At 62.5% G+C, this 26,559-nt stretch carries 29 protein-coding genes and 1 tRNA gene; 10 read left to right on the forward strand and 20 right to left on the reverse strand.

The window, feature by feature from the left end; genetic code table 11:
• Positions 1-67: 67 nt before the first annotated feature.
• Positions 68-1,003, reverse strand: a complete 936-nt coding sequence (gene rpoH / locus NCR38_RS01285; RefSeq protein WP_061116953.1) for an RNA polymerase sigma factor RpoH — start codon at positions 1,001-1,003, stop codon at positions 68-70.
• 360 nt (positions 1,004-1,363) lie between these two features.
• Here rpoH and NCR38_RS01290 point away from each other — a divergent pair, with 360 nt between their 5' ends.
• Positions 1,364-1,930, forward strand: coding sequence for an acyloxyacyl hydrolase (locus NCR38_RS01290; RefSeq protein ID WP_250476238.1), 567 nt, complete (start codon positions 1,364-1,366; stop codon positions 1,928-1,930).
• 45 nt (positions 1,931-1,975) lie between these two features.
• Positions 1,976-2,359 (forward strand): nuclear transport factor 2 family protein, encoded by a 384-nt coding sequence (locus NCR38_RS01295; protein WP_061116878.1) that lies wholly within the window; start codon positions 1,976-1,978, stop codon positions 2,357-2,359.
• Between the two features lie 16 nt (positions 2,360-2,375).
• On the opposite strand, the gene leuA is transcribed toward NCR38_RS01295, so the two are convergent.
• A complete protein-coding gene (gene leuA, locus NCR38_RS01300) occupies positions 2,376-4,028 on the reverse strand; it encodes a 2-isopropylmalate synthase (protein WP_250476239.1) in 1,653 nt (550 codons plus the stop codon).
• Between the two features lie 415 nt (positions 4,029-4,443).
• Positions 4,444-5,436, reverse strand: a complete 993-nt coding sequence (gene ybiB / locus NCR38_RS01305) for a DNA-binding protein YbiB (RefSeq protein WP_061116880.1) — start codon at positions 5,434-5,436, stop codon at positions 4,444-4,446.
• A gap of 328 nt (positions 5,437-5,764) precedes the next feature.
• Between ybiB and NCR38_RS01310 the strand changes: the two genes are divergently transcribed.
• The 3 genes from NCR38_RS01310 to NCR38_RS01320 are packed head-to-tail and all read left to right on the forward strand — an operon-like array spanning position 5,765 to position 7,747.
• Positions 5,765-6,463 carry a fumarylacetoacetate hydrolase family protein gene (locus NCR38_RS01310; protein ID WP_061116881.1) on the forward strand — a complete coding sequence of 233 codons (699 nt, stop codon included), beginning with the start codon at positions 5,765-5,767 and terminating at the stop codon, positions 6,461-6,463.
• A 10-nt stretch (positions 6,464-6,473) separates the two neighbouring features.
• Entirely contained in the window at positions 6,474-7,118 is a 645-nt protein-coding gene (gene maiA / locus NCR38_RS01315) for a maleylacetoacetate isomerase (RefSeq protein ID WP_061116955.1), read from the forward strand.
• The gene (locus tag NCR38_RS01320) at positions 7,115-7,747 is read left to right on the forward strand and encodes a LysE/ArgO family amino acid transporter (RefSeq protein ID WP_061116882.1); all 633 of its coding nucleotides are present in this window, start codon (positions 7,115-7,117) and stop codon (positions 7,745-7,747) included. Before maiA ends, NCR38_RS01320 begins: the two co-directional genes overlap by 4 nt.
• A 34-nt stretch (positions 7,748-7,781) precedes the next feature.
• Here NCR38_RS01320 and ftsY read toward each other — a convergent pair whose 3' ends face one another.
• On the reverse strand, positions 7,782-9,014 hold the full coding sequence (gene ftsY, locus NCR38_RS01325) for a signal recognition particle-docking protein FtsY (RefSeq protein WP_250476240.1): 1,233 nt from the start codon (positions 9,012-9,014) through the stop codon (positions 7,782-7,784).
• Between the two features lie 232 nt (positions 9,015-9,246).
• Here ftsY and rsmD point away from each other — a divergent pair, with 232 nt between their 5' ends.
• The 3 genes from rsmD (at position 9,247) to NCR38_RS01340 (ending at position 10,824) form a co-directional block, all read left to right on the forward strand.
• Positions 9,247-9,873: a 16S rRNA (guanine(966)-N(2))-methyltransferase RsmD gene (gene rsmD / locus NCR38_RS01330; RefSeq protein WP_250476241.1), complete on the forward strand. Its 627-nt coding sequence runs from the start codon at positions 9,247-9,249 to the stop codon at positions 9,871-9,873.
• Between the two features lie 99 nt (positions 9,874-9,972).
• Entirely contained in the window at positions 9,973-10,479 is a 507-nt protein-coding gene (coaD, locus tag NCR38_RS01335; protein ID WP_061116884.1) for a pantetheine-phosphate adenylyltransferase, read from the forward strand.
• 87 nt (positions 10,480-10,566) lie between these two features.
• Positions 10,567-10,824 carry a YfhL family 4Fe-4S dicluster ferredoxin gene (locus NCR38_RS01340; protein WP_061116885.1) on the forward strand — a complete coding sequence of 86 codons (258 nt, stop codon included), beginning with the start codon at positions 10,567-10,569 and terminating at the stop codon, positions 10,822-10,824.
• Positions 10,825-10,836: 12 nt separating this feature from the next.
• Here NCR38_RS01340 and hisC read toward each other — a convergent pair whose 3' ends face one another.
• From hisC to NCR38_RS01380, 8 genes are all read right to left on the reverse strand, one after another.
• Positions 10,837-11,904: a histidinol-phosphate transaminase gene (hisC, locus tag NCR38_RS01345; protein WP_250476242.1), complete on the reverse strand. Its 1,068-nt coding sequence runs from the start codon at positions 11,902-11,904 to the stop codon at positions 10,837-10,839.
• Positions 11,905-11,916: 12 nt separating this feature from the next.
• A complete protein-coding gene (gene pth / locus NCR38_RS01350; RefSeq protein ID WP_250476243.1) occupies positions 11,917-12,519 on the reverse strand; it encodes an aminoacyl-tRNA hydrolase in 603 nt (200 codons plus the stop codon).
• Between the two features lie 105 nt (positions 12,520-12,624).
• Positions 12,625-13,245, reverse strand: coding sequence for a 50S ribosomal protein L25/general stress protein Ctc (locus tag NCR38_RS01355; protein WP_061116887.1), 621 nt, complete (start codon positions 13,243-13,245; stop codon positions 12,625-12,627).
• A 151-nt stretch (positions 13,246-13,396) separates the two neighbouring features.
• A complete protein-coding gene (locus tag NCR38_RS01360) occupies positions 13,397-14,350 on the reverse strand; it encodes a ribose-phosphate pyrophosphokinase (protein WP_250476244.1) in 954 nt (317 codons plus the stop codon).
• Positions 14,351-14,400: 50 nt separating this feature from the next.
• A tRNA-Gln gene (locus NCR38_RS01365) sits at positions 14,401-14,477 on the reverse strand.
• A gap of 54 nt (positions 14,478-14,531) precedes the next feature.
• A complete protein-coding gene (ispE, locus tag NCR38_RS01370; protein ID WP_250476245.1) occupies positions 14,532-15,413 on the reverse strand; it encodes a 4-(cytidine 5'-diphospho)-2-C-methyl-D-erythritol kinase in 882 nt (293 codons plus the stop codon).
• 19 nt (positions 15,414-15,432) lie between these two features.
• Positions 15,433-16,059: a lipoprotein insertase outer membrane protein LolB gene (gene lolB, locus NCR38_RS01375; RefSeq protein WP_250476246.1), complete on the reverse strand. Its 627-nt coding sequence runs from the start codon at positions 16,057-16,059 to the stop codon at positions 15,433-15,435.
• Positions 16,059-17,918, reverse strand: a complete 1,860-nt coding sequence (locus NCR38_RS01380; protein WP_061116890.1) for a tetratricopeptide repeat protein — start codon at positions 17,916-17,918, stop codon at positions 16,059-16,061. The genes lolB and NCR38_RS01380 overlap by 1 nt, the downstream gene beginning before the upstream one ends.
• An 85-nt stretch (positions 17,919-18,003) precedes the next feature.
• Between NCR38_RS01380 and mutM the strand changes: the two genes are divergently transcribed.
• The gene (gene mutM, locus NCR38_RS01385; RefSeq protein ID WP_061116891.1) at positions 18,004-18,834 is read left to right on the forward strand and encodes a bifunctional DNA-formamidopyrimidine glycosylase/DNA-(apurinic or apyrimidinic site) lyase; all 831 of its coding nucleotides are present in this window, start codon (positions 18,004-18,006) and stop codon (positions 18,832-18,834) included.
• Positions 18,835-18,840: 6 nt separating this feature from the next.
• Positions 18,841-19,902, forward strand: a complete 1,062-nt coding sequence (gene mutY / locus NCR38_RS01390) for an A/G-specific adenine glycosylase (protein ID WP_250476247.1) — start codon at positions 18,841-18,843, stop codon at positions 19,900-19,902.
• Here mutY and NCR38_RS01395 read toward each other — a convergent pair.
• The 8 genes from NCR38_RS01395 to lptB all read right to left on the reverse strand — a co-directional run bounded on the left by NCR38_RS01395 (position 19,899) and on the right by lptB (position 26,550).
• Positions 19,899-20,531 (reverse strand): LON peptidase substrate-binding domain-containing protein, encoded by a 633-nt coding sequence (locus NCR38_RS01395; RefSeq protein ID WP_061116893.1) that lies wholly within the window; start codon positions 20,529-20,531, stop codon positions 19,899-19,901. The genes mutY and NCR38_RS01395 overlap by 4 nt on opposite strands.
• A 59-nt stretch (positions 20,532-20,590) precedes the next feature.
• A complete protein-coding gene (gene rapZ / locus NCR38_RS01400) occupies positions 20,591-21,463 on the reverse strand; it encodes an RNase adapter RapZ (protein ID WP_061116894.1) in 873 nt (290 codons plus the stop codon).
• Between the two features lie 80 nt (positions 21,464-21,543).
• Positions 21,544-22,512, reverse strand: coding sequence for an HPr(Ser) kinase/phosphatase (gene hprK / locus NCR38_RS01405; RefSeq protein ID WP_008351692.1), 969 nt, complete (start codon positions 22,510-22,512; stop codon positions 21,544-21,546).
• Positions 22,513-22,696: 184 nt separating this feature from the next.
• The gene (gene ptsN, locus NCR38_RS01410) at positions 22,697-23,152 is read right to left on the reverse strand and encodes a PTS IIA-like nitrogen regulatory protein PtsN (protein ID WP_035497938.1); all 456 of its coding nucleotides are present in this window, start codon (positions 23,150-23,152) and stop codon (positions 22,697-22,699) included.
• 141 nt (positions 23,153-23,293) lie between these two features.
• Positions 23,294-23,533 (reverse strand): hypothetical protein, encoded by a 240-nt coding sequence (locus NCR38_RS01415; RefSeq protein WP_250476248.1) that lies wholly within the window; start codon positions 23,531-23,533, stop codon positions 23,294-23,296.
• Positions 23,534-23,568: 35 nt separating this feature from the next.
• Positions 23,569-23,928 (reverse strand): ribosome hibernation-promoting factor, HPF/YfiA family, encoded by a 360-nt coding sequence (gene hpf / locus NCR38_RS01420; RefSeq protein ID WP_061116895.1) that lies wholly within the window; start codon positions 23,926-23,928, stop codon positions 23,569-23,571.
• Between the two features lie 184 nt (positions 23,929-24,112).
• Positions 24,113-25,630 carry an RNA polymerase factor sigma-54 gene (locus tag NCR38_RS01425; RefSeq protein WP_061116896.1) on the reverse strand — a complete coding sequence of 506 codons (1,518 nt, stop codon included), beginning with the start codon at positions 25,628-25,630 and terminating at the stop codon, positions 24,113-24,115.
• Between the two features lie 152 nt (positions 25,631-25,782).
• The gene (gene lptB, locus NCR38_RS01430; RefSeq protein ID WP_086960797.1) at positions 25,783-26,550 is read right to left on the reverse strand and encodes an LPS export ABC transporter ATP-binding protein; all 768 of its coding nucleotides are present in this window, start codon (positions 26,548-26,550) and stop codon (positions 25,783-25,785) included.
• Between the last annotated feature and the right edge of the window lie 9 nt (positions 26,551-26,559).

The following is a 26,559-nucleotide window of genomic DNA, read 5'->3' on the forward strand; positions in this document are numbered from 1 at the left end:
TCAAAGAAAAAGCCCGCCGTCTCATCGACGGCGGGCTTTGCAATTTTTGTTACGACACAGTCAGGTGTTACGCGAAGTCGTGCAGCGCCGAGCGCATCTTCTTCATTGCGCTCGCCTCGATCTGGCGAATACGCTCCGCCGATACGCCGAACTCGTCCGCCAGTTCATGCAGCGTTTTGCCGCCCGAACCGTCGTCCTGCACGTCGAGCCAGCGCGCCGTGATGATGCGGCGGCTGCGCTCATCCAGCGATTCGAGCGCTTCGGCAAGGCCGTCGCTTTGCAGCTTGTCGAACTGGCGCGCTGCAATGACGTTAGTCGGCTCGTTGTGCGAGTCCGCCAGATAGGCGATGGGCGCGAACGCTTCCTCGCCGTCCTCGACCTGCCCTTCGAGGGCGATATCGCCGCCCGACAAGCGGGTTTCCATCTCCGCCACTTCCTCGCGCTTCACCTTCAACTCGTTGGCGAGACCGTCGATCTCGTCCGGCGTGAACGCCGAATGGCTCGTCTTGTGACTGCGCAGGTTAAAGAACAGCTTGCGCTGCGCCTTCGTCGTTGCGACCTTCACCATGCGCCAGTTGCGCAGGATGTACTCGTGAATCTCGGCCTTGATCCAGTGCATTGCATACGACACCAGGCGCACGTTTTGCTCGGGGTCGAAGCGCTTCACGGCTTTCATCAGACCGATATTGCCTTCCTGGATCAGATCCGCGTGCGGCAGTCCGTAACCTAGATAGTTACGGGCGATCGACACGACGAGGCGCAGGTGCGAAAGCACAAGCTGACGCGCGGCGTTCAGGTTGCCCTGCTCGCGGAACTCGGTGGCGTACTGACGTTCCTCTGCCGGCGAAAGCATCGGAATACGGTTCACTGCTTGTATGTATGAATCGATGTTGCCGATCTGGCCGGTCAGCATCGACGACTGTGCGTACGTCAGCGCGCCTGCCGAAGATGCCTTGGCAGGTGCCGAGTTCACAACATTCGGTAGGGTCATCGCATTGGTCACGCTCATAAGCTCCTTATCAACAATTCATTCGCCGCTTAACAGCAGCGGAAGTCAGACATGATATTAGCACTCCGGTTCAACGAGTGCTAAGTGTTAGAGGAGAGGGGAATGTGAGAGTTCCCACAAATACTATCGAATTTGCGGGATCAATAGGACAGTCCGTTGCATCATAAACGGAAGAATCTACCGGTACAGGGCATGCGTCGAATTCTTTACCGCTCTTACGCGCTCGGGCGAAAGAAAATTCAACAAACCGGGTGGCCGGCTGCGTTTCCTGCAAGTACTGAAAAAGGTCACTAGAATTCGGCGAGACAATGCTCTTCGTGAAACACGCCCGTCATCCGAGAACATGGGGTGCTCATGCATAAACACAAGAGTTCGTGGCATCGCACGCTTTCCCGCGTGGCGATCTGCACGGCGTTCGGCCTGGCGTCGGCGGCAGCGCATGCTGATCGATTCGGCCTTCAGATTGCAGGCGGCGTCGCCGATCGCGACATCAAGAAAGCCGACCTCGGCGTGGCCTGGGATCCTGGCCTCACGTGGTGGGAGATCGGCGGGTTCCACTTCACGCTCATCGGCGAAGGTCACGTGTCCTACTGGCACACGACCGAGGACAATGCCGTCCACCCGAACATCTGGGAATTCGGCATTACGCCGGTCGTGCGCTTCGTAAAAAGCTCCGGCTATTTCCGGCCGTTCATCGAGGCGGGCGTCGGCGTGCGGCTGCTTTCGCATACGCGCATCACGGAGGATTTCTCCGTCGCGACGGCGTTCCAGTTCGCCGACATGGTGGGCGTCGGCATGATCTTCGGCGCGAAGCAGAACTATCAGGCGGGCTTTCGCTTCCAGCATCTGTCGAACGGCGGTATCAAAGAGCCGAATCCTGGTATAAATTTCAGCCAGCTATATCTGCAATACAACTTCTGACGAGGCGCCGGTGCATCGGTTCCTCGACACAAGGGGACTCGACAGATGCCGGCAAAAACCATTGAGGCCATTCGCGGCCTCGAGCGCGACCGCTTCCGTGCGATGGTCGACGGCGACGGCCCGGCGCTGGACGCGCTGCTGGCCGAAAACGTCAGCTACGTCCATACGAACGGCAAGCGGGAGACGAAGCGCCAGTTCATCGACGCGATCACCGCAGGTCGCCGCCGTTACCGGCAGATCGAGATTCAGTCGCAGGACGTGCTGCCCGCCGGCCGCGATACGTGCCTCGTCTCGGGCCGCGCGCTGGTCGAGATGGAATCGAAGAACGGCGCGCTGCTATTTCCGATCGCCTATACCGCCGTCCACGTGCAGACCGAGGGCCAATGGCAACTGCTCGCGCTGCAGGCGACGCGCGTGGCACTCGAATAGCCACGCGCGCCGTTCGTCAGGCTTCTACGGCTTCGTCCTGCCGCACATTCTCTGCGACGCGCCCGGAGCGGTTCACTGCGCTCACGACCGCATCGGCGACTGCGAGCGCCGGATTCGCATGTACGGCGACGCCGAAGCGCGTCTGGCCCTCGCCGACGCGGCAGCCGACGAACGCCGCCGTGTCGCCGCTCGCCGTCACGGCCGTCTCGAACCAGTTCACGTTCGCGTCCACGCCGAGCGCTGCGGCGACCGTCTGCGCGTAGGCATCGCCGCTCGTCGTGCTCGCCGGCGGTGCAACCGTGACGCGCTTTCCGAACACCGACAACGTCGATACATCGACCCGCGAAACCGGCCCGCCGGCATCGAAATATTCGCGCTTGAAGAGCTCGCAGATCGCGTCGCCGCCGATTTCGGCGCCGGATGCATCGGTGATCTGCTGCACGGCGTGGCTGAACTCGATCTGCACGCGGCGCGGCGGCGTGAAGCCGAGCCCGCGTTCGAGCAGAAAAGTCGAGCCGCCCTTGCCGGACTGGCTGTTCACGCGAATCACGGCATCGTAGCTGCGGCCGAGATCGGCGGGATCGATCGGCAAATAGGGCACTTCCCACATCGTGCCCGGTACGCGCTGCGCGAGACCCTTGCGGATCGCGTCCTGATGCGAACCCGAAAATGCGGTGAACACGAGGTCGCCCGCATACGGATGACGCGGATGCACCGGAATCTGGTTGCAGCGCTCGACGACGCGGCGCACGGCGTCGATATCGGAGAAATCGAGCCCCGGGTCGATGCCCTGCGTGTAGAGATTCATCGCGAGCGTGACGAGATCGACATTGCCGGTGCGCTCGCCATTGCCGAAAAGGCATCCTTCGATGCGGTCCGCGCCCGCGAGCACCGCCATTTCCGCCGCGGCGACCGCCGTGCCGCGATCGTTATGGGGATGCACTGACAGCACGATGCTGTCGCGAAAGCCCATGTTGCGGTCCATCCACTCGACCTGATCGGCGAACACGTTGGGCATCGCCGCTTCGACCGTCGCGGGCAGGTTCACGATCATCTTGTGATCGGGCGTCGGACGCCACATTTGCGCGACCGCGTCGCACACTTCCCGCGCGAACGGCAACTCCGTCATGCTGAAGGTCTCGGGCGAGTATTGATAGATCCAGTGCGTTTGAGGCCGCGCGGCCGCGCATTCCTTGATGAGGCGCGTGCCTTCGACGGCGAGCGCCTTCACTTCGTCCTTCGACTGATTGAACACGATCTTGCGGAACGACGGCGCGATCGCGTTATAGAGATGCACGATCACCTTGCTCGCGCCCTCGACCGCTTCGAACGTGCGCTCGATCAGCTCGCGGCGCGACTGCACGAGCACTTCGATGGTCACGTCGTCCGGAATGCGCTTTTCGTCGATCAACATGCGCACGAAATCGAAATCGGTCTGCGACGCCGACGGGAATCCCACCTCGATTTCCTTGAACCCGATTTTCACCAGCATCTCGAAGAACTCGAGCTTCGCGGCAATGCTCATCGGTTCGATGAGCGACTGGTTGCCATCGCGCAGATCGGTGCTCATCCAGATGGGCGCCTTCTCGATCGTGCGGGTCGGCCAGCGACGGCCATTCAGACGGACTTGCGGAAACGGGCGGTATTTCTCGGCGGGGTTCGGCATCATGATCGTCGATCTCTCTTCGGACAGTTTGCGTAGCGCCTGCGAGAGAGGCCGTGTCCGGCGGCTGGCCGGGCGTGGCGGGATGCACGTGAGACGGAGCGGCGCGCGCGTGTCCCGGGATCACCAGCGACGGTGACGCCTGTGACCAACGTGAACGTGCGCGGAGCAACGTGCATTTGACCCTCGCGTTTCCGTTTCGCGGGATGCGCGAACGAAAAGCTGACGACTACAGGTGGTAAGAAAAGGAACTACTGGGACTTCTGGCAGGACCGGGCGCCTTGCGACGCGCGGCGCTACATCTGGCGACTTACGCTAGACGTAGCGATAGGGGCCGCGCTAGGCGGCCCGGAATAATTCGGAGGGAGGCGGGCTGGGTGAAACTCATGTAATCGACTTTAAACCACCGTTGAATAGCGTGTCAAATGGGATTTGCCTGACCGACAGCTGGTTTACGCACCACATTGGCAATCACTTCGACCTGGCGCGTGACCGCGGGCGGCACCGGCACGTCGCCGCGCAGCACGCATTCGATCCACCGCGCGGTGGTCGCTGCGTCGAGGGTGTCGGGCAGGTCGACCGGAGGCGTGTGCGGCTGAGAGTGCTCGGGCGTGATCAGCGTCTCGACGTGGCCGTCGTGGAACCAGTCGACCTGCACCTGGCGGCGCGTGTCCGCGACGGCTTCGCCTTCGGTGCCGCGCGCGAGCAGTGCGCCGCCCGCCGCCGCGTCCGGGTGCTCGGTGAAAAGTCCGGTAAGGCTCTCGCGATACTCGGGATGGGTGTAGTTGACGAGCCTCAGGCCCGGCTCGGCGAAGGGCTGAAGGATCTTCACGAGCGTGTGCGTCGAATTGCGCACGCCCATGCGGCGTCTCAGCGCCAGCAACCGTGCGAGCTTGGGCGCGAGCACGGCGATCGGCGCGAATGCGAGACGGCGCGACGCGAGGCTGTCTTCGATTTCATCGTGTGAAGCCGCGTGCGCGATACCCAGTTCGGCGAAAATCGCGGCGCTCGTGACGCGGCCCGGATCGTCGGTGACACCGTGCACCAGCACCGGCACGCCTTCGCGCGCAAGCAAGAGCGACAACAGCGGCACGAGATTCGGCGTCTTGCGTGCGCCGTTGTAGCTCGGAATCGACACGGGCCGCGCGTGCTCTCGTCCATCCTGGACATGCAGCGGCTCGAACGAGCGATGCGCGGCGGATAGCATGGCGGCGAGCTCGGCGGCGGTTTCGCCCTTGACGCGATAGGCGAGCAGTACCGCGCCGAGTTCGAGTTCAGAGACGCGATCCTCGAGTATCGCTTCGTAGAGCGCGTAGGTGTCGTCGTGCGAGAGGGCGCGCGCGCCGTTCGGCCCGCGGCCGATTTCCTTGATATAACGCGCGCAGTTGAAAGCGGGGGGAGCGGAGTCGGTCATCGGAAAGTTGGGGCGGATCGGGTGCTCGATTTCGTACTGCGAGCGATGCCGTCGCGCGTTTTAAGGTGCAAGAAGGTTATTGAGTACCGTATTTGACGAGCGCTGGCAAGCTGCACCGAGCGAGCGTCTCCCGCCAGGTGTGTCCGATGCTTACGAATGACGGCGCTTTCGTCGACCCGCCGATGGCTCGTCGAAAGCTCGCAAAGCCGCGCCCGACAAGCTCCGCCACGCTTTGCGCGCGCACGTTAAACTTCCTTTTCTCGCCGGCCGTCCGCGCTGGCGCGTTCGCCCATGAATCTGCACATCAAAACAGCAACAGGAGAGCGGGATGAGTTACGTGTTTCCTCCGGCGCCGGCCGCAGCGGTCCCCGTCGATGGTTCGAATGAGCAGTTTCCGGTGCGCCGGATCTACTGCGTCGGCCGCAACTACGAAGCCCACGCGCGCGAAATGGGCCACGATCCGGATCGCGAGCCGCCGTTTTTCTTCAGCAAGCCCGCGGATGCCGTGCTGTACGTCGCGCCGGGTTCCACGGGCGAATTCCCATATCCGTCGCAGACGAAGAACCTGCACTTCGAGATGGAGCTCGTCGCGGCGATCGGCAAGCAGGGCAAGAACATTCCCGCCGATAAGGCGCTCGATTACGTCTACGGGTACGCGCTCGGCCTCGACATGACGCGCCGCGACCTGCAAGCCGAAGCGAAGAAGCTCGGCCGCCCGTGGGACACGGCGAAAGGATTCGACCGTTCCGCGCCGATCGGCCCGATCCATCCGGTGTCGAAGGTCGGGCATCTGCAAAAGAGCGCGATCTGGCTGAGCGTCAACGGCGAGGAAAAGCAGCGTTCCGACATCTCGCAACTGATCTGGTCGGTGGGTGAAACCGTCGCGTATCTGTCGACGCTCTTCGAGCTCTTTCCCGGTGATCTCATTTTCACCGGCACGCCCGAAGGCGTCGGCGCGGTCGTGAAGGGCGATCTGCTGAAGGGCGGCGTCGACGGCATCGGTGAATTCGCCGTGCGCGTGGTCTGAGCTCATGAACATGAAGCTCTATAGCTATTTCCGCAGCTCGGCGGCGTACCGCGTGCGCATCGCGCTGAATCTGAAGGGGCTCGATTACGACTACGTCGGCGTGCATCTGCTGCGCGACGGCGGGCAGCAACTCAAGCCCGAGTATCGGGCGGTGAATCCGGACGGCATCGTGCCGGCTCTCGTCGATGGCGACGACGTGCTGACGCAGTCCCTCGCGATCATCGAGTATCTCGACGAAACGCATCCCGAGCCGCCGCTTCTGCCGAAAAGCCCGTCCGATCGCGCGTTCGTGCGCTCCGTCGCGCTGCAGGTCGCATGCGAAATCCATCCGCTCGACAACCTGCGCGTGCTCAAGTACCTGAAGCATCAGGTCAAGGTGCCGGACGAAGCAAAAGACGCGTGGTATCGGCATTGGGTCGAGGCCGGGTTCGAATCGCTCGAAAAACGGCTTGCCACGGACAGGCGCGTCGGTGCGCTGACCTTCGGCGACACACCGACGGTCGCCGATCTGTGCATCGTGCCGCAGGTGTTCAACGCGCGGCGCTTCGGCATCGACGTGACGCCGTATCCGACGATCGCGCGTATCGCGGATCACGCCTGCACGCTCGACGCCTTTGCACGGGCCGCTCCGGCGCAGCAGCCGGACGCCGAATGACGGCGGCTGTTCCCACAGGAGCGCTGTCGAGCTATTTGTCGGGTGCCGGGTTGGGGGCGAGCCTGATCGTCGCGATCGGGGCGCAGAATGCGTTCGTGTTGCGGCAAGGGTTGAAGCGCCGCCACGTGAGTATCGTCGTGTCGATCTGCGCGTTCATCGACGTGCTGTTGATTGCCCTCGGCGTTGGCGGAATGGGCGCGCTCATCGCGCGTGCGCCCTTTCTGCTCGACGTGATTCGCTGGGCAGGCGCGATCTTCGTGTTTCTGTATGGCTTGCGCGCGTTTCTCGCGGCGTGGCGGGGACCGGGGCATCTGAACGCGTCAGACGGCGACTCGCAGACGGCGATCGGCGCGGCGTCCACGGTGCTCGCGCTGTCGCTGCTCAATCCGCACGTCTATCTCGATACCGTCGTGCTGCTCGGCGGCATCGGGGCGCAGCGTGGCTGGCCGGGCAACGCGTGGTTCGCGGCGGGCGCAATGTGCGCGTCGGTGATCTGGTTCACGGCGCTCGGCTACGGCGCGCGTCTGCTGGAGCCGTGGTTCGAGAAGGACGTATCGTGGCGCGTGCTCGATGTGATCGTCGGCTGCGTGATGTGGTGGATCGCGGCTTCCCTGATACTTGCGCGATGAAAAAAGGGCGCCCACGTGGACGCCCTTTCCAGGTTCAACCGAGCAAGGCGTCGGCGAATTCTTCCGCGCTGAACGGCTGCAAATCCTCGACTTTCTCGCCCACGCCGATGAAGTACACCGGAACAGGCCGCTGACGCGCGATCGCGGCGAGAATGCCGCCTTTCGCGGTGCCGTCGAGCTTCGTCACGACGAGGCCGGTCAGACCCAGCGCATCGTCGAACGCCTTCACCTGCGCGAGTGCGTTCTGGCCCGTGTTCGCGTCGATCACGAGCAGCACTTCGTGCGGCGCGTCCGGCATCGCCTTCGCGATCACACGTCGCACCTTGCGCAGTTCTTCCATCAGATGCAGTTGCGTCGGCAGACGGCCGGCGGTGTCGGCCATCATCACGTCGATCTTGCGCGCACGCGCCGCGCCGACTGCGTCATAAATGACGGCGGCCGCGTCGCCGCTTTCCTGCGCGATCACCGTCACGTTGTTGCGTTCGCCCCAGACCGTCAGTTGCTCGCGCGCGGCGGCGCGGAACGTATCGCCCGCGGCGAGCAGCACCGACTGATTGAAGCGCTGCAGATGCTTCGCCAGCTTGCCGATGCTGGTTGTCTTGCCGACGCCGTTCACGCCCGCGATCATCATCACGAGCGGTTGCGCGCGTCCGAGCATCAACGATTTTTCGAGCGGGCGCAGCAGGTCGATCAGCAATTCGCGCAGCGCAGCCTTCACTTGCGACGCGTCGGTCAGACGCTCCGCGCGCACTTTCTCACGCAGCGATTCGAGCAGGAACTCGGTCGCGTCGACGCCGGCGTCGGACATCAGCAGAGCGGTTTCGAGTTCTTCGTACAGGTCTTCGTCGATCTTCGCGCTGACGAAAATGCCGGTGAGGTTCGAGCTCGTCTTGGAAAGACCGTGACGCAGACGCGAGATCCACGATTTTTTAGCGACCGGATCGGGCTCGGGCGGCGGCACGATTTCCTCGCTCGCCTGATCCGTTTCCGGAACGCGCGCCCATTGCGACTCGGTGCGGCCTTGCCAGTATTCCTTTGAGTGGTCCGTCTCAGGCTCGACGGGCGATGCGGGAACGACGGGAGCCGACGGTTCCGCGGGCGCTTCAGGCTGCGCTACTTCCGACGACGGCGCTTCGGCCGGAAGCGCCTGCCGCTCGAGCTCGGCGTCGGATATTTCTTCGTCCTCGGCCGCCTCGACGGATTCTTCCTGAGGACCGTCGAGCGGCGCGTCAGCCGACTTTTTGAATTTCTTGAAGAAGCTGAACATGGATTTTGGCGATGATGCGCGCGTGAACCGATGGCCTCGTGCGCGCTTTCGAGTCGCTGCGCGCGAGGCCCGCGCGATGGGATAGTAGCCGCGTATTTTATCAGGCGCCGCGGTGCGCGCCCGTGCGGCTCCCGGCATGGCGTGCGCGTGTGGTAACGTTGGCTTTCATTGCCCGCGCCGGCTGATCTTCAGGCAAAAAATGCCCGGCGAGCACGACTCCGACAACTCTTTTATGCCCCGCTTGTCCGCTACCCGATCCGCCTTGCCCAGCCATACGCCGTCGCGCGGAGGCAAACCGCACACGATCCGCATCATCGGCGGTGACTGGAAGCGCACGCCGCTGCCCGTCCTCGATCTCGACGGCCTCAGGCCCACGCCGGATCGCGTGCGCGAGACGCTTTTCAACTGGCTCGGCCAGGATCTGAACGGGCAGAATTGTCTCGATATGTTCGCGGGCAGCGGCGCGCTCGGTTTCGAGGCGGCGTCGCGCGGCGCGGCGCGCGTGCTGATGGTCGAAAGAAGCGGGAAAGCGGCCGCGCAGATCCGGGCGAATCAGGCGAAGCTCGGCGCGCGCAATATCGAGATTGCGGAAGCGGATGCTTTGCGGCTCGCCGCCAGCCTCGCGCACGGCTCGTTCGACGTGATCTTTCTAGACCCGCCGTTCGGCGATCAGGCGATGCTCTTGCGCGCGCTGGAACTGGCGGCGCCGCTCGTCGCGCCGGATGGGGCGATCTACGTCGAATGCGGCGATCCGCTGGACCTGACCGGCATCGATGCGCTCGCCGGCTGGAACATCGTACGTGAAGGCAAGGCGGGCGCGGTCCGCTATCATTTGCTGCGCCGCGAAAATGAGGAATAATGCGCGTTCCCGATTTTGGGCCATCCAAAGTCTCGGGAAATCAGGGAGAGTTGGTCGTCGCAGCCACGCGGCCCAATGTAAATAGAAGAGGAGAAGCTCATGGTTGTGGCCGTGTATCCGGGTACGTTCGACCCGCTCACTCGCGGGCATGAAGACATCGTCCGGCGCGCATCGAGCATTTTTGATCAGCTCGTCGTAGGCGTCGCGCACAGCCAGGCGAAGAAGCCGTTTTTCTCGCTGCAGGAAAGGCTGGATATCGCGCACGAGGTCCTCGGGCATTACCCGAACGTGCAGGTGAGCAGTTTCACCGGGCTGCTGAAAGATTTCGTGCGCAAGAACAACGCGCGCGTGATCGTGCGCGGACTGCGCGCCGTGTCCGATTTCGAGTACGAGTTCCAGATGGCCGGTATGAATCGCTATCTGCTGCCCGATGTCGAGACAATGTTCATGACGCCATCGGATCAGTATCAGTTCATCTCCGGCACCATCGTGCGCGAGATTGCGCAACTCGGCGGCGACGTGAGCAAGTTCGTGTTCCCGTCGGTGGAAAAGCGGCTGATCGACAAAGTCGGTATTCTGTCGCAGAAGGATCCCGCGGCGCCGTGAGCGCCGGGCCCGCGCGTTTCGTCACTATTGGCGGACACTGCGCGCGGGCGTCATGCCGGATTCGAAACCGGCGCAAGAGAGTGAAGCATGTCTTTGATCATTACCGACGAGTGCATCAACTGCGACGTTTGCGAGCCCGAGTGCCCGAACGACGCCATTTCGATGGGTCCCGACATCTACGTGATCGACCCGAACAAATGCACGGAATGCGTCGGCCATTTCGACGAGCCGCAATGCCAGCAGGTGTGCCCCGTGGAATGCATTCCGCGCGACCCGGCGCACGTCGAGACGCCTGAGCAGTTGATGGCCAAGTACCACGCGCTCATGGCGGCGAAGGGCCGATAAGCCCTTCGCGTCTTACCCGATCAGCCCGCTCAGCGCGGCGATGAGCGCATCGCATTCGGCGGGCGTGCCGATCGAGATGCGAAGATGCTGATCGATACGCGGCAGCTTGAAGTGGCGCACGAAAATCTCTTTCGCCTTGAGCGCGGCGGCGAGCGCCGCGGCATCGTGCGCGGGATGTTTCGCGAACAGGAAGTTGGCGGCGGACGGCACCACGTCGAAGCCGAGCGTCCGCAGTTGCGCGGTCAACGTCTCACGGCTCGCAATGATCTTCGCGCAGCTTTCTTCGAACCACGCCTGATCCTCGTACGATGCGAGCGCTGCGACCTGCGCGAGGCGATCGAGCGGATATGAGTTGAAGCTGTCCTTCACGCGCGTGAGCGCTTCTATGAGCGCCGGATCGCCGAACGCGAAACCGACGCGCATGCCCGCCAGCGAACGCGCCTTCGACGTCGTCTGCACGACGAGCAGGTTCGGATAGGCGTCGATCAGATTTACCGCCGATTCCGCGCCGAAATCGACATACGCTTCGTCGATGATGACGGGCGCGTCCGGGTTCGCCTTCAGCAAGACTTCGATTTCCGAAAGCGGCAGCGCGCGACCCGTCGGCGCATTCGGATTCGGTAGCAGCACGCCGCCGCGCGGCGCGCGGTAATCATCGACATCGATTGCGAAATCCGCGTTCAAGGGCACGGTCTCGTACGCGACGCCGTAAAGCTGCGCGTAGACGGGATAGAAGCTGTACGTGATGTCCGGGAAGGCGATCGGCTTGTCGTGCTTCAGCAGCGCCTGGAACGCGTGCGCGAGCACTTCATCGGAACCGTTGCCGGCGAACACCTGCTCGACGCGCAGCCCATGATGCTTCGCGACGGCTTCACGCAGCGCACGCGCGGTCGGATCGGGATACTTGCGCAGCGACGCGCCATCCTCGCCGAGCTCGCGACGAATCGCTTCGATGACACGCGGCGAAGGCGGGTACGGGTTTTCGTTCGTGTTGAGCTTGACGGGATGGGCCAGCGCAGGTTGCTCGCCCGGCACATACGGCGTCAGACGATGGACGATATCGCTCCAGAAACGGCTCAAGGTCGGCTCCAATCAAGAGTTGCGGTGGAGGTTCATCATCGCACGCTCGGTTTCGCCGGCGACGATGAAGGGCATCACGGCGAGTGCGCGCTCGATCGACTGATCGATCACGTCCTGTTCTTCACGGCGCGGCGGCTTGAGCACGAAGTTCGCGACATCGGGTTTCGCGCCCGCGCGCGCGCCTTCGGGAATCAGATCGCGCGGATGTCCGATACCGATGCGCAGCCGCCAGTATTGCTGCGACGACAGATGCGCGGAAATATCCTTGAGTCCGTTATGTCCGCCGCTGCCGCCGCCGAGTTTCATCTTGACGGTGCCGGGCGGAAGATCGAGTTCGTCGTGCGCGACGAGAATCTCATCGGGAAGAATTTTGAAGAACTGCGCCACCGCGACGACCGATTGCCCCGAGCGGTTCATGAAGGTCTGCGGTTCGAGCAAATGCACTTCATGGCCGTGCAGACGTCCCTTGCCGTAGAAACCGTGAAAGCGGCGTTCGTCGCGCAGCGTCGCGCCGGCATCGCGTGCGAACTGGTCGACGAACCAGAAGCCCGCGTTATGCCGCGTCGCGGTGTATTCGGCGCCCGGATTACCCAGGCCGACGATCAGCTTGATCATGTCGAATCATGTAGAACGAAAAAAAACCCGCCGGGGCTTGCGCGCCGGCGGGTCACGTCGACCGTTCTTGCGAACGGATCGAGAGGATAGCGGTGTTCCGCGTGCTTACTCGGCCGCCGGCTTTTCGCCTTCAGCAGCTTCGCTAGTCCCTTCCGACACGACAGCGGCCGGAACGGTAGCCGAGGCCACCACCGGGTTTTCCGCTTCGACGGAAACCGTCAGGCTCACGCCCTTCGGCAGCGGAATGTCCTTCGCGTGCATCGTCTGACCGGCTTCGATCTTTGCCAGATCGATTTCCAGGAACTCAGGCAGGTCTGCCGGCAGGCATTCCACTTCCAGTTCCGTCACGACGTGCGAAATCACCGCGCCCGCCAGCTTCACGGCCGGGTTGGTTTCCTGGTTCATGAAGTGCAGCGGCACCTTGGTGTGCAGCTTCTTCTTCGCGTCGACGCGCTGGAAGTCCACGTGCAGCACGAGCTGCTTGAACGGGTGGTATTGCACGTCGCGCAGCAGAACCTGTTGCGACTTGCCGGCCACTTCCAGGTCGAGAATCGACGAATGGAAAACTTCTTTCTTCAGGGCGTGCCACAGGGCGTTGTGATCGAGTTCGACCAGTTGAACGTCCGTTTCACCACCGTACACGATACCCGGGGTCTTGCCCGAGTTGCGCAGGCGGCGGCTCGCACCCGTACCTTGCTTGCTACGCTCGAAAGCGACGACTTTCATGTTTCACTCCTATATCTGCCCGCGACCAGGCAGGGAAACCGGGATCATCGAAAAGGTGTGATCCCAAAACAAGCGACGCGAACCTTCGTTCGTTCGCGCCGATCATGCAAAAACGCGAAGCGTGTGCCTCGCGTTTCTTGCTCAATTCTGATTAACCTTCGGCGAAAAGCGACATCACCGAGTCGCCGCGCCGGATTCGGGAGAACGTCTCCGCGAGCAGACCCGCGCTCGACAGCAGACGGATCTTCTGGCACGCGAGCGACTCGGACGACAACGGAATGGTGTCCGTGACGACCAGTTCGTCCAGCTGCGACGCCGCGATGCGTTCGCCCGCGCCACCCGACAGCACCGGGTGCGTGGCATACGCGAAGACCTGCTTCGCGCCGCGGTCCTTCAGCACTTGCGCGGCCTTGCACAGCGTGCCGGCGGTATCGACCATGTCGTCCATGATCACGCAGGTGCGTCCTTCCACTTCACCGATGATGTTCATCACCTCGGCGACATTCGCCTTGGGACGGCGCTTGTCGATGATGGCGAGGTCGGTGTTCAACTGCTTGGCGAGCGCACGCGCGCGCACCACACCGCCGACGTCCGGCGACACGACCAGCAGATGATCATGGTTCTGCTTGCGCAGATCGCCAAGAAGGACGGGAGTCGCGTAAATGTTGTCGACGGGGATGTCGAAGAAGCCTTGAATCTGGTCGGCGTGAAGGTCCATGGTGATCACGCGATCGACGCCGGCAATTTCCAGCATGTTCGCGACGACCTTCGCCGAGATGGCCACTCGCGCGGAACGCGGACGGCGGTCCTGGCGCGCATAGCCGAAGTAGGGGATGGCTGCGGTGATCCGGCCAGCGGACGCGCGTTTGAGCGCATCGACCATGATCATCAGTTCCATCAGATTGTCGTTCGTGGGAGCGCAGGTGGACTGCAGAACGAATACGTCTTTGCCCCGAACGTTTTCCTGAATCTCGACCATGATCTCGCCGTCCGAGAAGCGGCTGACCATCGCTTTGCCGAGAGGAATTCCAAGAATTTTGACGACTTCCTGAGCAAGCGCGGGATTTGCGTTGCCAGTAAAAACCATCAGGCCGTCACTGCTCATCGTGCACCTGTCTGCGGCTGGAGGCGAGAGGAAAAACGCGAGAAAAAGAATGGCAGGGGAGGAAGGACTCGAACCCTCGCATGCCGGAATCAAAATCCGGTGCCTTGACCAACTTGGCGACTCCCCTACACTAACTTTGAGTCTTGCCGGAAAGTGTAGGACATACCCGACAAAACAAAACCTATGACGCGAAAGCGAAGAGAGGATGAGAATCCAGACTCGCTGTTACCACGCTCCTCCAGCTCGCCGGCAGTTTGGCTTGCGCCATTTCTGCTTCGGCTCGGCTTCGGAAAGCGGCAAACACGCTTGCTCCGGATCCAGTCATTCGCGCCGGTGCGAGATTGGCAAACCACTCGAGCACCTGCGCAACTTCCGCGTACTTTCCCGCAACTACAGCTTGCATGTCATTTCGACCGAAGCTGTCGGGCCAGTTTGTGTCTGACCTTTGCTCTGCAAGAAAGTCCATCATTTTGGCGACTTTCGTATCCCTTGTCAAGGCCTTTTCCGAAAAAATCGCCGCGGTCGGGACGTGAACATCGGGTGTGACTACCAGGAAGAAGCGTTTCGGCAGATCGACTGCCTGGAGCGCCTCACCTACACCTTCCGCAAACGCATTCTGCCCGAAGACAAAAAACGGCACGTCCGCGCCGAGTTGCAGGCCGAGATTCTGCAGAATCTCACGCGAAAGATCAACACCCCAGAGACGATTCAACGCAAAAAGAGTGGTCGCCGCGTCGGAACTGCCTCCACCGAGGCCCGCGCCCATCGGCAGACGCTTGTCGATCTCGATCTCCACGCCGAACTTCGTGCCCGTGTGCTGCTGAAGCAGGCGCGCCGCCCGCACGACGAGATCGTCGGCCTCGGGCACGCCGGGCACATCGGTCTTGCGCGTGATCGCGCCGTCGTCGCGTCGCTTGAAATGCAGGCGGTCGCCCCAGTCGAGTAACTGGAAGACGGTTTGCAGCAAGTGATAGCCATCCGGTCGGCGGCCCGTGATGTGCAGGAAAAGGTTCAGCTTCGCGGGCGCGAGGCAGTCACGGAGCGAATCGTTCGATGAGGACATGCGTGTTGCAACGACGAAGTTATTGATCGAGCACGAGCTTGATGTCGAGCGGCGGTTCATTGCGTGAGAGATTCACGCGCTTCACGCCTGCCGCGGGCGCATCGGCGTAGGCCAGATAGTCGATCGTCCATCCGTCCTGCTTGATTTCCTTCGGACGACCGTTGTTCGCTTCCGGATCGAGCGTCGTCTGCGCGCGCGAGGTTGGCGCGGCCGACGGCTGCAGCCAGTAGCGCAGACCTTCGACCGGCAGCGCGAAACCAAGCGTGTTCTGCATCAGCAGCGACACGTTGTCGGCGCTCACCGGCTGCCGATTGGGCAATTCGAGCGTGGCGAGCGAAGGCGAGGACGTCACGATCGCCATCGTCTGGCCGAGCGGATTGCGCAACTGCAGCGTGACCGTATCGCCCGTTTCCTGCCAGTCGAAATTGCCGTATGCGTTGCGCTGGGTGCCGTTCTGATCGTTGTACTGCACGGCGAAGCGTCCGTGATATTCACGGCTCGTCTGCGTCGCGAGCGAAGTGGATGCGTTCGTTGTCGTAGGAACGCGCGGCTGGAGAGCGCAACCGGACAGCACCAGTGCGGCGGCTGCCGCGATGCCGAGGCCTCCGCGTCGAAGCGAAGCGCCGGCGAGAAAATCGAATGCCATCAAAGGTCGTTTACCTGGAGTCGTTTTAGCGTTTTGACGAGCGTATCGTTGTCAGGTTCGAGCTTTTGCGCCTGCCGCCATGTCGCACGCGCCTGATCCTGCTGCCCGGATTTCCACTGTACTTCGCCGAGATGCGCGCCGATTTCGGCGTTCGGCTGCAGGTTGTAGGCGTTCTTGAGAATCTTCTCCGCTTCGGCCGCGTTGCCCTGGCGGAAACGCGCCCAGCCGAGGCTGTCCATGATGAACGCATCGTTCGGTGCCAGCGAAACCGCCTTCTCGATCAGCTTCACCGCTTCGTCGAGCCGCTGATTGCGATCGACGAGCGAATAGCCGAGCGCGTTGTACGCCTGCGGATTATTCGGCTGCGTGCGCATCAGCGTGCGCAACTGCGTTTCCATGACGTCGTAATGGCCGTTCTTTTCGGCGGCCATCGCGTAGTCGTAAACGAGGTCGGGATCGTCGGGGAACGCGGCCACTGCCTTCGCGAGACTTTCCTCTGCTTCCTTGTAGCGATGCGCCTCGAAAAGAATGGCCGAGTCGGTGCGCGCGAGCAGCGCGAGATCGCGCGGATCGGAGCTTTGCAGGCTGCCGAGCAGCGCACGCGCGTCGTCTACCTTGCCTTGCTTCGCGAGCAGTTGCGCGCGCGTGATCTGCGCGGGCAAATATTGCTGGCTGGTGCGCGGGATCTTGTCGAGCCACTGGCTCGCGGCGGCGTCGTCCTTCTGCTCGAGGGCCAGTTGCGCGAGATAGATGTACGCCTGGCCGGGGTCCGCGCCCGGCGTGCTTTCCGCCGTCTTCGCGTAGAGGTTCAGGAAGTCCTGCGCCTTGTCGAACTGTTTCTTCTGAATGTTGATGAGCGCAAGCGCCATCAGCGGCGTCAGGTCCTTCGAGTCGTTCTTGCGCATGATCTCGAACTGCTTCTGCGCGTCGTCGAGCCTGTCGGACGACAGGTATAACTGCGCAAGCGCGAGCCGTGCATCATGCGATTTCGGATTCTTGTCGAGATACTTCTCGAACGAAGCGATGCCTTCCTTGCGTTCTTCCGGACCCATGCGCGCGAGCGTCAGCGCGGCGGGCAGATAGTCCGGCTTGAGTTGCAAGGCTTTTTCGAGCGATGCCTTCGCGCCGGGTTGATCGTTGGCGACCAATTGCTGGCGCGCGAGCGCAAGTTGCGCTTCAGGCCGGCCCTGATCGTTTTGCGTCAGATCTTTGAGCACGTTCAGCCCGCCGATGCGATTCGGCCCGCGCGCGAGCAAGCTCTGCAATGAAAGGATGGCTTCGCCGCGCTGCTCCGGCGAAACCTTCGCGAGTTCGCGTTCGAGCGTCGGCTTCGCGTCTTCCGGCTTGCCGCTCACGATCAGAAGCGATGCGCTCAACTGCGCCGCGCGATCCGAATGCGGCGCGAACTGCTGCCAGAGTTGCGCCGACGTCAGCGCGTCGTTCGGGCTTTGCGCCGCGATCGCGATTTCGGTCGCACGCTGCGCGAAACGCGGATCGTGCGTGTCGCGGGCGAGCGAGAGATAAGTCTGGAATGCGGGCGCGGGCTGGCCGCGCTGCAACGCCACTTCAGCCGCCAGCACCTGAAACACGATCTGGCTGGACATTGCCACGTTCGGCAAATCCTGTGTCTCCGCGCCGCTGACCGGCGCGGTCAGAAGGTCCGCGGCGTTTTGCGCATCGGATTGATCATCGGCGCTCGGAACGGGCGTGGCGTTCGGCTCCTGAGCATGCGCGGGAACGCATGCGAGCGCGGCCATCGCAAGCGCAATGGCGCCGGCGATTCGCGACATTGGCATGGCGAACGAATGCGCCGAGCTGGCCTGACGCTTCGCAAACAGCTTCATGACGAACGAGTTCATGGAAATCCAGACGATGTTTCAGTCGATTGTAACGCGGTGGCTAAAATACCGGCACACTCGCCCCAGCAAGTCTCTCTCCAGAAAAATGCCCGAACTGCCGGAAGTCGAAGTCACCCGCCGGGGAATCGAACCCTACGTCGCCGGTCGTCGCGTCGAGCACGTCGATGTCCGCACGCCCGCGCTGCGCTGGCCCATCCCGCAGCATCTTCCGAAGACGCTCGATCATCTGAAGATCGAGAAGGTCGAGCGGCGCGGCAAGTATCTGTTGTTCGAAACGGCCGAAGGATGGCTGATCGTCCATCTCGGCATGACGGGCACGTTGCGCGTATTGCGTCACGTGCCGAAGCCGCCTGAAGCGGCGAAGCACGATCACGTCGATATCGTGTTCGACGATTTCATTCTCCGTTTCCGCGATCCGCGCCGCTTCGGCGCGATCCTCTGGCATCCGCGCGCGGACGGCGACGTGCTCGATCATCCGCTGCTCGCGACGCTCGGCGTGGAGCCGTTCTCGCCGGAATTCTCCGGCACGCTGCTGTTTCGCGAGACGCGCGGGCGCAAGGTGTCGGTGAAGCAGGCGCTGCTTGCGGGCGGGATCGTCGTCGGCGTGGGGAACATTTATGCCTCCGAGAGCCTCTTTCGCGCCGGCATTCGGCCGACGACCGCGGCCGGCCGCATCTCGCTCGTCCGTTACGATCTGCTGGCGGATGCGGTGCGCGTGACGCTCGCCGCCGCGATCGAAAAGGGCGGCAGCACGTTGCGCGATTTCGTCGGCAGCAACGGCGAATCCGGCTACTTTCAGCTCGACTATTTCGTCTATGATCGCGCGGGTTTGCCGTGCCACGTTTGCGGCACGGCGATCAGACAAATCGTCCAGGGACAGCGCTCCACTTACTTCTGCCCGCGCTGCCAACGCTAATTTCCGATGCTCGCTCTCACCGATTTTTCTTCGCGCCTCATCGCGTGGCAACGCATTCATGGCCGCCACGACCTGCCGTGGCAAAACACGCGCGATGCGTATCGCGTCTGGCTCTCGGAGATCATGCTGCAGCAGACGCAGGTTTCGACCGTCATCCCGTACTACGCGCGGTTCCTCGAACGCTTTCCGACGGTGACGGTGCTCGCCGACGCGCCCATCGACGATGTCATGGCGCTCTGGGCCGGGCTCGGCTACTACTCGCGCGCGCGCAATCTGCATCGCTGCGCGCAGGTCGTCGCGCACGAGCACGGCGGCGCGTTTCCGCAGACGGTCGACGCACTCGCGATGCTGCCGGGCATCGGACGCTCGACGGCGGCGGCGATCGCGTCGTTCGCGTTCGGCGCGCGCGCGACGATTCTCGACGGCAACGTGAAGCGCGTGCTCGCGCGCGTGTTCGGCGTCGAGGGGTTTCCAGGCGAAAAACGTGTCGAGAATGCGATGTGGGCGCTTGCCGAATCGCTGCTCCCGGACGCCGTGAACAAGGACGAAGTGACCGCCTACACGCAAGGCCTGATGGACCTCGGTGCGACGTTGTGCGTGCGCGGCAAGCCGGACTGCGCGCGCTGTCCGTTCGCATCGGACTGCGTGGCGAAGGTCGAAGGACGCCAGCGGGAACTGCCTGCGGCACGCCCGAAGAAAGCCGTGCCGACGCGCAAGACGTGGATGCTGATCCTGCAGGACGGCGGATCCGTTCTGTTGCAAAAGCGTCCGTCGATCGGCATCTGGGGCGGACTGTGGAGCTTGCCGGAGGCCGCGGACGAAGCCGCGTTGGCGCAAGTCGCGCGCGATCTCGGCGCCGACGAGCCACTTCAGCGACTCGCGCCGCTCTCTCATGCCTTCACACACTTCAAGCTGGATATCGAGCCGCGGCTCGGCGAAGCGCGTAACGCGCCGCGCGAATTGATGAACACGGAAACGGTCTGGGCGCCGCTCGCGAAGATCGACGCCTACGGCGTTCCAGCACCGGTGCGCAAACTTATCGACGCGCTGAGCGGTCCGCTCATCTAAAGCAGTTGATGGTGCTGCATGTAGTGATGCACCACGTCGATACGCGCGCCGGCGTCCATCAGTTCCATGAGCTTCTGCCGGGCGCGCATCGGGATCGGCAGGATTTCGGCGAGGCGGTTCGATACCCAGGTGGGATCGTCGAATAGAAACGGCTCGACAAACGGCAGGTTCTGCGGCTCGCGCTCCCGGATCGTATCGATGATGCGCTCCAGCACTTCCGCGCACGCGCCGAACTTTGCGAGCGCTTCCACGCCTTGCAGCGGCTGATCGTCGCCAAGTAACTCGGCCGTGCCGACGAGCAGATTGCTCGGCTCCACGCGATGATCCGTCAGCCTGAAGCGCTCGGTGCCCCGGGCCTGAACGAGCAGCAGGCCGAAGGTATCGACATCGCATTCCGAGATCTCGGCAAGGCAACCGATGGTTTCCGGCACCGACGGATCGCCCGGTGACGCGACCTCGTGCCCGCTCTTCAGCAGGCAGACGCCGAACGGCGTTTTCTCGCGCAGACACTCGCGCGCCATGTCCAGATAGCGCGCTTCGAAAATCTTGAGCGGCAGCAGGCCGCCGGGAAACAGCACGGTATGAAGCGGAAACAGCGGCAAGTCAGCCAGAACGGGATTCGAAGACATCGCGCCCCTCCAGGGTGGACCGCCAGCGCGGCGATCGGATTCGCGTGTGAGGCGCGCTGTCACCCAGCCGGGATGGGCGCGTCACGATGCCGCACGATCACGTTTGCCGTCTCGCAAAAGCGCGCGGCAAGCGCCTCCGCGATGAACACCGAGCGATGCTGCCCGCCCGTGCAGCCGATCGCGACGGTGAGGTAGCTGCGGTTGTCGTCGCGAAAACGCGGCAGCCATTTGCCGACGAACCCGCCGATGTCGTCGATCATCTCGCCCACCAGCGGCTGAGCGGAGAGGAAATCGATGATGGGTTTATCGAGGCCCGTGAACGGGCGCAACTCGCGGTCGTAATACGGGTTGGGCAACGTACGCACGTCGAACACGAGATCGGCGTCGAGCGGCACGCCGCGCTTGAAACCGAACGATTCGAACATCAGCGTGAGATCGGCGGCGTCCGTTTCGACGAAGCGCTTCACCCACGCGCGCAGCACGTTCGCGCGCAGATTGCTGGTGTCGATCTGATGCCCGTACTCCGCGAGGCCCGCGACCAGTTCGCGCTCACGCTCGATCGCTTCGGCGAGCGAGTTCAGCACGCCGACATCGGCCTCGCGCATCGGCGGGCCGGACAGCGGGTGACGCCGGCGCGTTTCGGAGAAGCGCTGAATGAGCGATTGTGTGCTCGCGTTGAGGAACAGCACGCGCAGGTCGTAATCGTCCGAGAGCTTACGGATGAAGGCCGGCACGTCGTCGAGCGAGTGGCTCGAGCGGGCGTCGATCGCGACGGCGAGACGTGTCTGGCCTTCCTTCGCCAGATAGTCGGCGAGTTCGGGCAGAAAGCGCGGCGGCAGATTGTCGACGCAATAGTAGCCGCCATCTTCCAGGGCGTTCAGCGCGACGGACTTGCCGGAACCGGAGATGCCGGTGATCAGGATGATACGCATGGGTCTCGAGGGGTTCGCTTTCTCTTAGCTTAGCACCTGTGCCCGATTCGTTTCGGCACGCGCGACGTTCCCTGACGCGCTCAGATCAGCTTGCCGGGAAACTGGCTGTCGGGATCCTGCATCGCAAGGCGCTGGCGGTCCATGAAGTCGCGCAAGGTATCGATGCCGCGCAGTTGCAGGATCGTATTGCGCACCGCCGCTTCGACCAGCACGGCGAGGTTGCGGCCCGCCGCGACCTGAATCGTCACCTTGCTGATTGGCAGGCCGAGCACATCGACGGTCTGGCTTTCGAGCGGCAGGCGCTGGAATTCGCCATCCGGCCGGCGCACGAGCTGCACGATCAACTTGAGTTTCATCTTCCGGCGCACGGCGGTTTCACCGAAAATCGTCTTGATGTCGAGAAGGCCCAACCCGCGCACTTCGAGCAAATTTTGCAGCAAAGGCGGGCACCGGCCTTCGACAAAATCCGGGCCGAGACGCACGAAATCGACGGCGTCATCCGCCACGAGGCCATGGCCGCGGCTGATGAGTTCCAGCCCGAGCTCGCTCTTGCCGAGACCGGAGTCGCCGGTGAGCAGCACGCCCATGCCCAGGATGTCGATGAACACGCCGTGGAGCGTCGCGCGCGGCGCGAGGATGCGCGACATGTACGCGCGCAGGCTGTCGATCACGGCCGCCGCGGACATGCGCGTCGTGAAAAGCGGCGTCGACGAGCGCGTACAGCGCAGAACGAGTTCCGGCGGCGCGCCCACTTCGCCTGCAACGACCAGAAACGGCGGCTCGAGCGCGATGAGTTCCGCCATGTGACGGGAACGGTCCTCGTCCGACTGACGCTGGTAGTAGTTGATCTCGGCGTCGCCGAGCACCTGGATACGGTTCGGGTGAATCAGGTTCAGGTGGCCGACGAGGTCGGCGCTCGACGTCGCGTTTGCGACCGTCTCGCTCGAAAAGCCGCGTTCCCAGCCTTCGTGCCCGGTGAGCCAACTGAGCTTCAGAGCGGCGGCGTTGTCGTCGAAAATGCTTTGGGCGTTGATGCTGGACGTATCCATGAGACCGGAACTCCGTTGGAAGCCGGAAGCAGCCTTCGCGTCACGACGAAGCGGGTCGCTTCGGTACGTCGCATGGCGCTGCGTTTGACCGATTGTGCCGCAGAAGCTTCACGTAAGCGAGGCGCGCCCGGCGCGAAAGCAGCACGGACGCGCCTCGGCGCGTATCGCTAGGTTCGTGTGGCTGTTACGGTTGCCATTGCGTGAGCACTTGATAAAGCGCCTCACGATTTTCTTCCTTGTGCAGGCGCTCGCGCGCCTCGCTGTCAGAGAGCAGTTGGGCGATCTCCGAGAGAATTTCAAGATGCTGCTGCGTTGCCTGCTCGGGCACGAGCAGGAAGATGAGCAGCGAGACCGGCTGGCCGTCAGGCGATTCGAACGCGACAGGTTCGGCGAGGCGCACGAAGGCGGCAAGCGGCTGCTTCAGCCCCTTGATGCGGCCGTGCGGAATGGCGACACCTTCGCCCAGGCCAGTCGAGCCGAGACGCTCACGCGCGAAGAGATTGTCGGTGACGGTGCTGCGGGCGATGCCGTTCTGGTTCTCGAAAATCAGGCCCGCTTGCTCGAATACGCGTTTCTTGCTGGTAACGGACAGTCCGAGAACCACGTTCTCGATGGGAAGAAATTTGGCTAAACGATTCATGTTGGCAGGCTGATGCGTGGCCTGATAGCTCCTCATCGTGGCCGCTGTCTGAAAGCGCTCACGGCGATGGTGATACGGAAAGTGCGCTGGCGGCGTTCCCTGCAGCGTGCCTGTCGTGCGACCCCGAAAATTACCGGATCATTATAGAACAGGGCACAGCCCGATGGTGCGCCGCGCAATGGCACCGTTTTGCGATCCAATGTGCAGCACAAAGCCCTGAAAATCAATGGCTTGTCGCACTACAGGGCGAAAATCCAACAAAAAAGCCGCCAGTCGGAGGCGGCTTCGGTTCGGATGCATGCGCGCATCGATCTGGTTCGGATACTTGAGGTTTTCCTCGAATCTCGCCCGCCATCCTGTGGTGGCGGGGCTCGCTGTCATCCGTCGATCAATCGGCGAGCGTGCGTACGGTGCGTTCAGGGCGACGGCGCTTCCACTTCGTGCGGCTCGCCACGGTACTTCACCGATTCATGGGCGTGGCCCTGAATCTTGTCCTTGTGCCTGATGACCTGCCGGTCCAGCTTGTCCACCATCAGATCGATGGCGGCGTACATATCAGCGTCACAACTCTCGATAAAAATGTCCTTGCCCTTCAGATGCAGGTTGATTTCCGCCTTCTGCCTCTTTTCCTTTTCCCTATGATTGTCGACCGAGAGGACAACGTTGCCGTCGATCACTTGATCGAAATGACGGAGCACCCTGTCCAGTTTCGTGATCACATACTCGCGCAACGCAGGCGTCAATTCGAGGTGGTGTCCACTGATCTTCAGATTCATAGTTGCTCTCCAAGCTAAAGGCCGTGAGATCACGTCGGCTCGTCCGATACCGGTCGGCAATGCGTCCCGTCAGCGCGTCATTCTGGCGCGACTGAAATACGGGCCGCATTGGCCGGCACGTCCGCGCTCTCGCGATGCGGCCGGTAAACGCCCATCACAACACGCGATGGACTACAGAGACGGGTCATAGAGACTTGCGCAGATTCACTGCCGGGATCCTGAGGGCTTCGCGGTACTTGGCTACGGTACGCCGCGCGACCACGAATCCTTGTTCCGCCAGCAGTTCGGCGATGCGGCTGTCTGAAAGAGGAGTTTTAGGGTCTTCCGCTCCTATCAGTTGCTTGATGAGGGCCCGGATCGCCGTTGACGATGCCGCGCCTCCTGTGTCGGTCGAGACGTGCGATCCAAAGAAGTACTTAAATTCAAGCGTCCCGAATGGGGTGAGCATGTACTTGCCTGTGGTCACACGAGAAACCGTCGATTCGTGTAATCCCAGCGTATCAGCAATCTCCCGCAAAACCAAGGGCCGCATGGCGATTTCGCCATGTGCAAAAAAGTTCTTCTGACGCTCCACTATCGCCTGCGCGACGCGCAGAATCGTCTCAAACCTCTGCTGAATATTCTTGATGAGCCAGCGCGCTTCCTGCAACTGCTGGCGCAGCGAGCCGCTTCCCGGATCGCCGCGATTGTTGCGCAGGATGTTCGCGTACAAATGGTTGATCCGCAGCTTCGGCACGATCTCCGGATTCAGCTCTGCCGTCCATCCGCTCGCGGTTTTTCGCACGAGGATGTCCGGCACGACATAGTCCGCTTCGCTTTTGCCGTACGCCGCGCCTGGGAAAGGCTCGAGCGATTTGATCAGCAGATGCGCGTCGCGAAGGGCGTCATCGCTGGCTTTCAGTTGCTTGCGCAGACGCGTGAAGTCGCGCGCGGCAAGCAGTTCGAGATGATTCGTGACGATATCGAGCGCCAGCGTGCGCGTGGGCGACCCGTCGAGCCGCAGCAACTGCAGTTTCAGACATTCCGATGCCGAGCGTCCGCCTACGCCCGGCGGATCGAAGCTTTGCAGCAAGGCGAGCGCCGCGCTCAACTCGTCGAGGTCGACTTCGAGTTCTTCGGGAAGATCGGTCTGCACTTCATCGAGCGATGAGGTCAGGTAACCGTCTTCGTCCAGTGACTCAATCAGAAACGTGACGAGCGCACGATCGCGCTGATTCGCCGCGGTCATGCGCAACTGCGCGCTCAGGTGGTCGCGTAGTGTCGTGGTCGATTCGTGGATTTGCAGCGGCGGGAGATCGTCGTCGTCGGAGGCGTTGTTCGAGCGGCCGTAGTCCTCGAGGTTCCACGAACTGGAATCCTGACTGCTGTCCGAGCCCAGGCCGTTGTACTCGTCGACCCCTTGCGGCTCATTGTTCTCCGAACGTTCGGAATTTGAGGTGCCGGATGATGAGCCGTTGCTCATCATCGAGTCGGACGGCGTGCTCGGCGCCGACGCAGCCGCGATCAGCGAGCCGTCCGCGGCGACGCGAAGCGGGCTCGTGATCCAGTCGTCGTCATTCTCGAGCAGCGGATTCTGAGCGACGGCCATCGCGACTTCCTGCTGCAGTTCGAGCGTCGACAACTGCAGCAGCCGGATCGACTGCTGAAGTTGCGGGGTCAGCGCAAGATGCTGCGAGAGGCGGAGTTGGAGGCTGGCTTTCATGGCAAAGTTTTATTCATTGTAGAGAGTTTGCCACGCGCGCGAAACCTCGCGGGGATTCCAAAAAAGCGCATGCCGCCCAAGAGGGCGGCACGTAAGTTTTGCTGCTTTCGCATGGTGCGGCGCATGATGCGCGCCGCTTTTCCAACGTTGCGTCACATGCGGAAATGCTCGCCGAGATAGACGCGGCGCACGTTTTCATTTTCGATGATCTCGCTGGGCGCGCCTGCCGCGAGTACGCTGCCGTCGCTGATGATGTACGCATGATCGCAGATGCCGAGCGTCTCGCGCACATTGTGGTCCGTGATCAGGACGCCGATGTTGCGCTGCTTCAAAAACTTCACGATCTTCTGAATTTCGAGCACGGCGATCGGATCGACGCCCGCGAACGGTTCGTCGAGCAGAATGAAGCTGGGATTGGTTGCGAGCGCGCGCGCAATCTCGACACGACGGCGCTCGCCGCCCGACAGCGACAGCGCAGGATTCTCGCGCAGGTGCGCGATCTGCAACTCGTCGAGCAAGGCTTCCGCGCGCTGGGTTATGGCGTCATTTGACAGGCGTTTGCCGCGCTCATCGGTTTGCAACTCCAGCACCGCGCGAATGTTCTGCTCGACGGTGAGCTTGCGAAACACCGAGGCTTCCTGCGGCAGATATGACAAGCCCAGGTGCGCGCGTTGGTGGATAGGCAAGAGGCTGATCGAATTGCCGTCGAGGTCGATCTCGCCGGCATCGAGCGGCACGAGGCCGACGATCATATAGAACGACGTCGTCTTTCCCGCGCCGTTCGGACCGAGCAGGCCGACCACTTCGCCGCTCTTGACGTCGAGTGACACGTCCTTCACCACAGTGCGCGACCCGTAACGCTTCTTCAGATTGCGCACGACGAGCGAACTCGACTGGCCTTCCGGCTTGCGGTGGGGCATGGAGGTCGA

The sequence above is a fragment of the Caballeronia sp. INML1 genome (assembly GCF_023631085.1).
Taxonomy (GTDB): Bacteria; Pseudomonadota; Gammaproteobacteria; order Burkholderiales; family Burkholderiaceae; genus Caballeronia; species Caballeronia turbans.

Coding starts and splice junctions, on each gene's coding strand:
- NCR38_RS01290 (WP_250476238.1), top strand. CDS start 1,364: ATGCATAAACACAAGAGTTCGTGGCATCGCACGCTTTCCCGCGTGGCG.
- NCR38_RS01295 (WP_061116878.1), top strand. CDS start 1,976: ATGCCGGCAAAAACCATTGAGGCCATTCGCGGCCTCGAGCGCGACCGC.
- leuA (WP_250476239.1), bottom strand. CDS start 4,028: ATGATGCCGAACCCCGCCGAGAAATACCGCCCGTTTCCGCAAGTCCGT.
- ybiB (WP_061116880.1), bottom strand. CDS start 5,436: ATGACCGACTCCGCTCCCCCCGCTTTCAACTGCGCGCGTTATATCAAG.
- NCR38_RS01310 (WP_061116881.1), top strand. CDS start 5,765: ATGAGTTACGTGTTTCCTCCGGCGCCGGCCGCAGCGGTCCCCGTCGAT.
- maiA (WP_061116955.1), top strand. CDS start 6,474: ATGAAGCTCTATAGCTATTTCCGCAGCTCGGCGGCGTACCGCGTGCGC.
- NCR38_RS01320 (WP_061116882.1), top strand. CDS start 7,115: ATGACGGCGGCTGTTCCCACAGGAGCGCTGTCGAGCTATTTGTCGGGT.
- ftsY (WP_250476240.1), bottom strand. CDS start 9,014: ATGTTCAGCTTCTTCAAGAAATTCAAAAAGTCGGCTGACGCGCCGCTC.
- rsmD (WP_250476241.1), top strand. CDS start 9,247: ATGCCCCGCTTGTCCGCTACCCGATCCGCCTTGCCCAGCCATACGCCG.
- coaD (WP_061116884.1), top strand. CDS start 9,973: ATGGTTGTGGCCGTGTATCCGGGTACGTTCGACCCGCTCACTCGCGGG.
- NCR38_RS01340 (WP_061116885.1), top strand. CDS start 10,567: ATGTCTTTGATCATTACCGACGAGTGCATCAACTGCGACGTTTGCGAG.
- pth (WP_250476243.1), bottom strand. CDS start 12,519: ATGATCAAGCTGATCGTCGGCCTGGGTAATCCGGGCGCCGAATACACC.
- NCR38_RS01355 (WP_061116887.1), bottom strand. CDS start 13,245: ATGAAAGTCGTCGCTTTCGAGCGTAGCAAGCAAGGTACGGGTGCGAGC.
- NCR38_RS01360 (WP_250476244.1), bottom strand. CDS start 14,350: ATGAGCAGTGACGGCCTGATGGTTTTTACTGGCAACGCAAATCCCGCG.
- ispE (WP_250476245.1), bottom strand. CDS start 15,413: ATGTCCTCATCGAACGATTCGCTCCGTGACTGCCTCGCGCCCGCGAAG.
- lolB (WP_250476246.1), bottom strand. CDS start 16,059: ATGGCATTCGATTTTCTCGCCGGCGCTTCGCTTCGACGCGGAGGCCTC.
- NCR38_RS01380 (WP_061116890.1), bottom strand. CDS start 17,918: ATGAACTCGTTCGTCATGAAGCTGTTTGCGAAGCGTCAGGCCAGCTCG.
- mutM (WP_061116891.1), top strand. CDS start 18,004: ATGCCCGAACTGCCGGAAGTCGAAGTCACCCGCCGGGGAATCGAACCC.
- mutY (WP_250476247.1), top strand. CDS start 18,841: ATGCTCGCTCTCACCGATTTTTCTTCGCGCCTCATCGCGTGGCAACGC.
- NCR38_RS01395 (WP_061116893.1), bottom strand. CDS start 20,531: ATGTCTTCGAATCCCGTTCTGGCTGACTTGCCGCTGTTTCCGCTTCAT.
- rapZ (WP_061116894.1), bottom strand. CDS start 21,463: ATGCGTATCATCCTGATCACCGGCATCTCCGGTTCCGGCAAGTCCGTC.
- hprK (WP_008351692.1), bottom strand. CDS start 22,512: ATGGATACGTCCAGCATCAACGCCCAAAGCATTTTCGACGACAACGCC.
- ptsN (WP_035497938.1), bottom strand. CDS start 23,152: ATGAATCGTTTAGCCAAATTTCTTCCCATCGAGAACGTGGTTCTCGGA.
- NCR38_RS01415 (WP_250476248.1), bottom strand. CDS start 23,533: ATGACAGCGAGCCCCGCCACCACAGGATGGCGGGCGAGATTCGAGGAA.
- hpf (WP_061116895.1), bottom strand. CDS start 23,928: ATGAATCTGAAGATCAGTGGACACCACCTCGAATTGACGCCTGCGTTG.
- NCR38_RS01425 (WP_061116896.1), bottom strand. CDS start 25,630: ATGAAAGCCAGCCTCCAACTCCGCCTCTCGCAGCATCTTGCGCTGACC.
- lptB (WP_086960797.1), bottom strand. CDS start 26,550: ATGCCCCACCGCAAGCCGGAAGGCCAGTCGAGTTCGCTCGTCGTGCGC.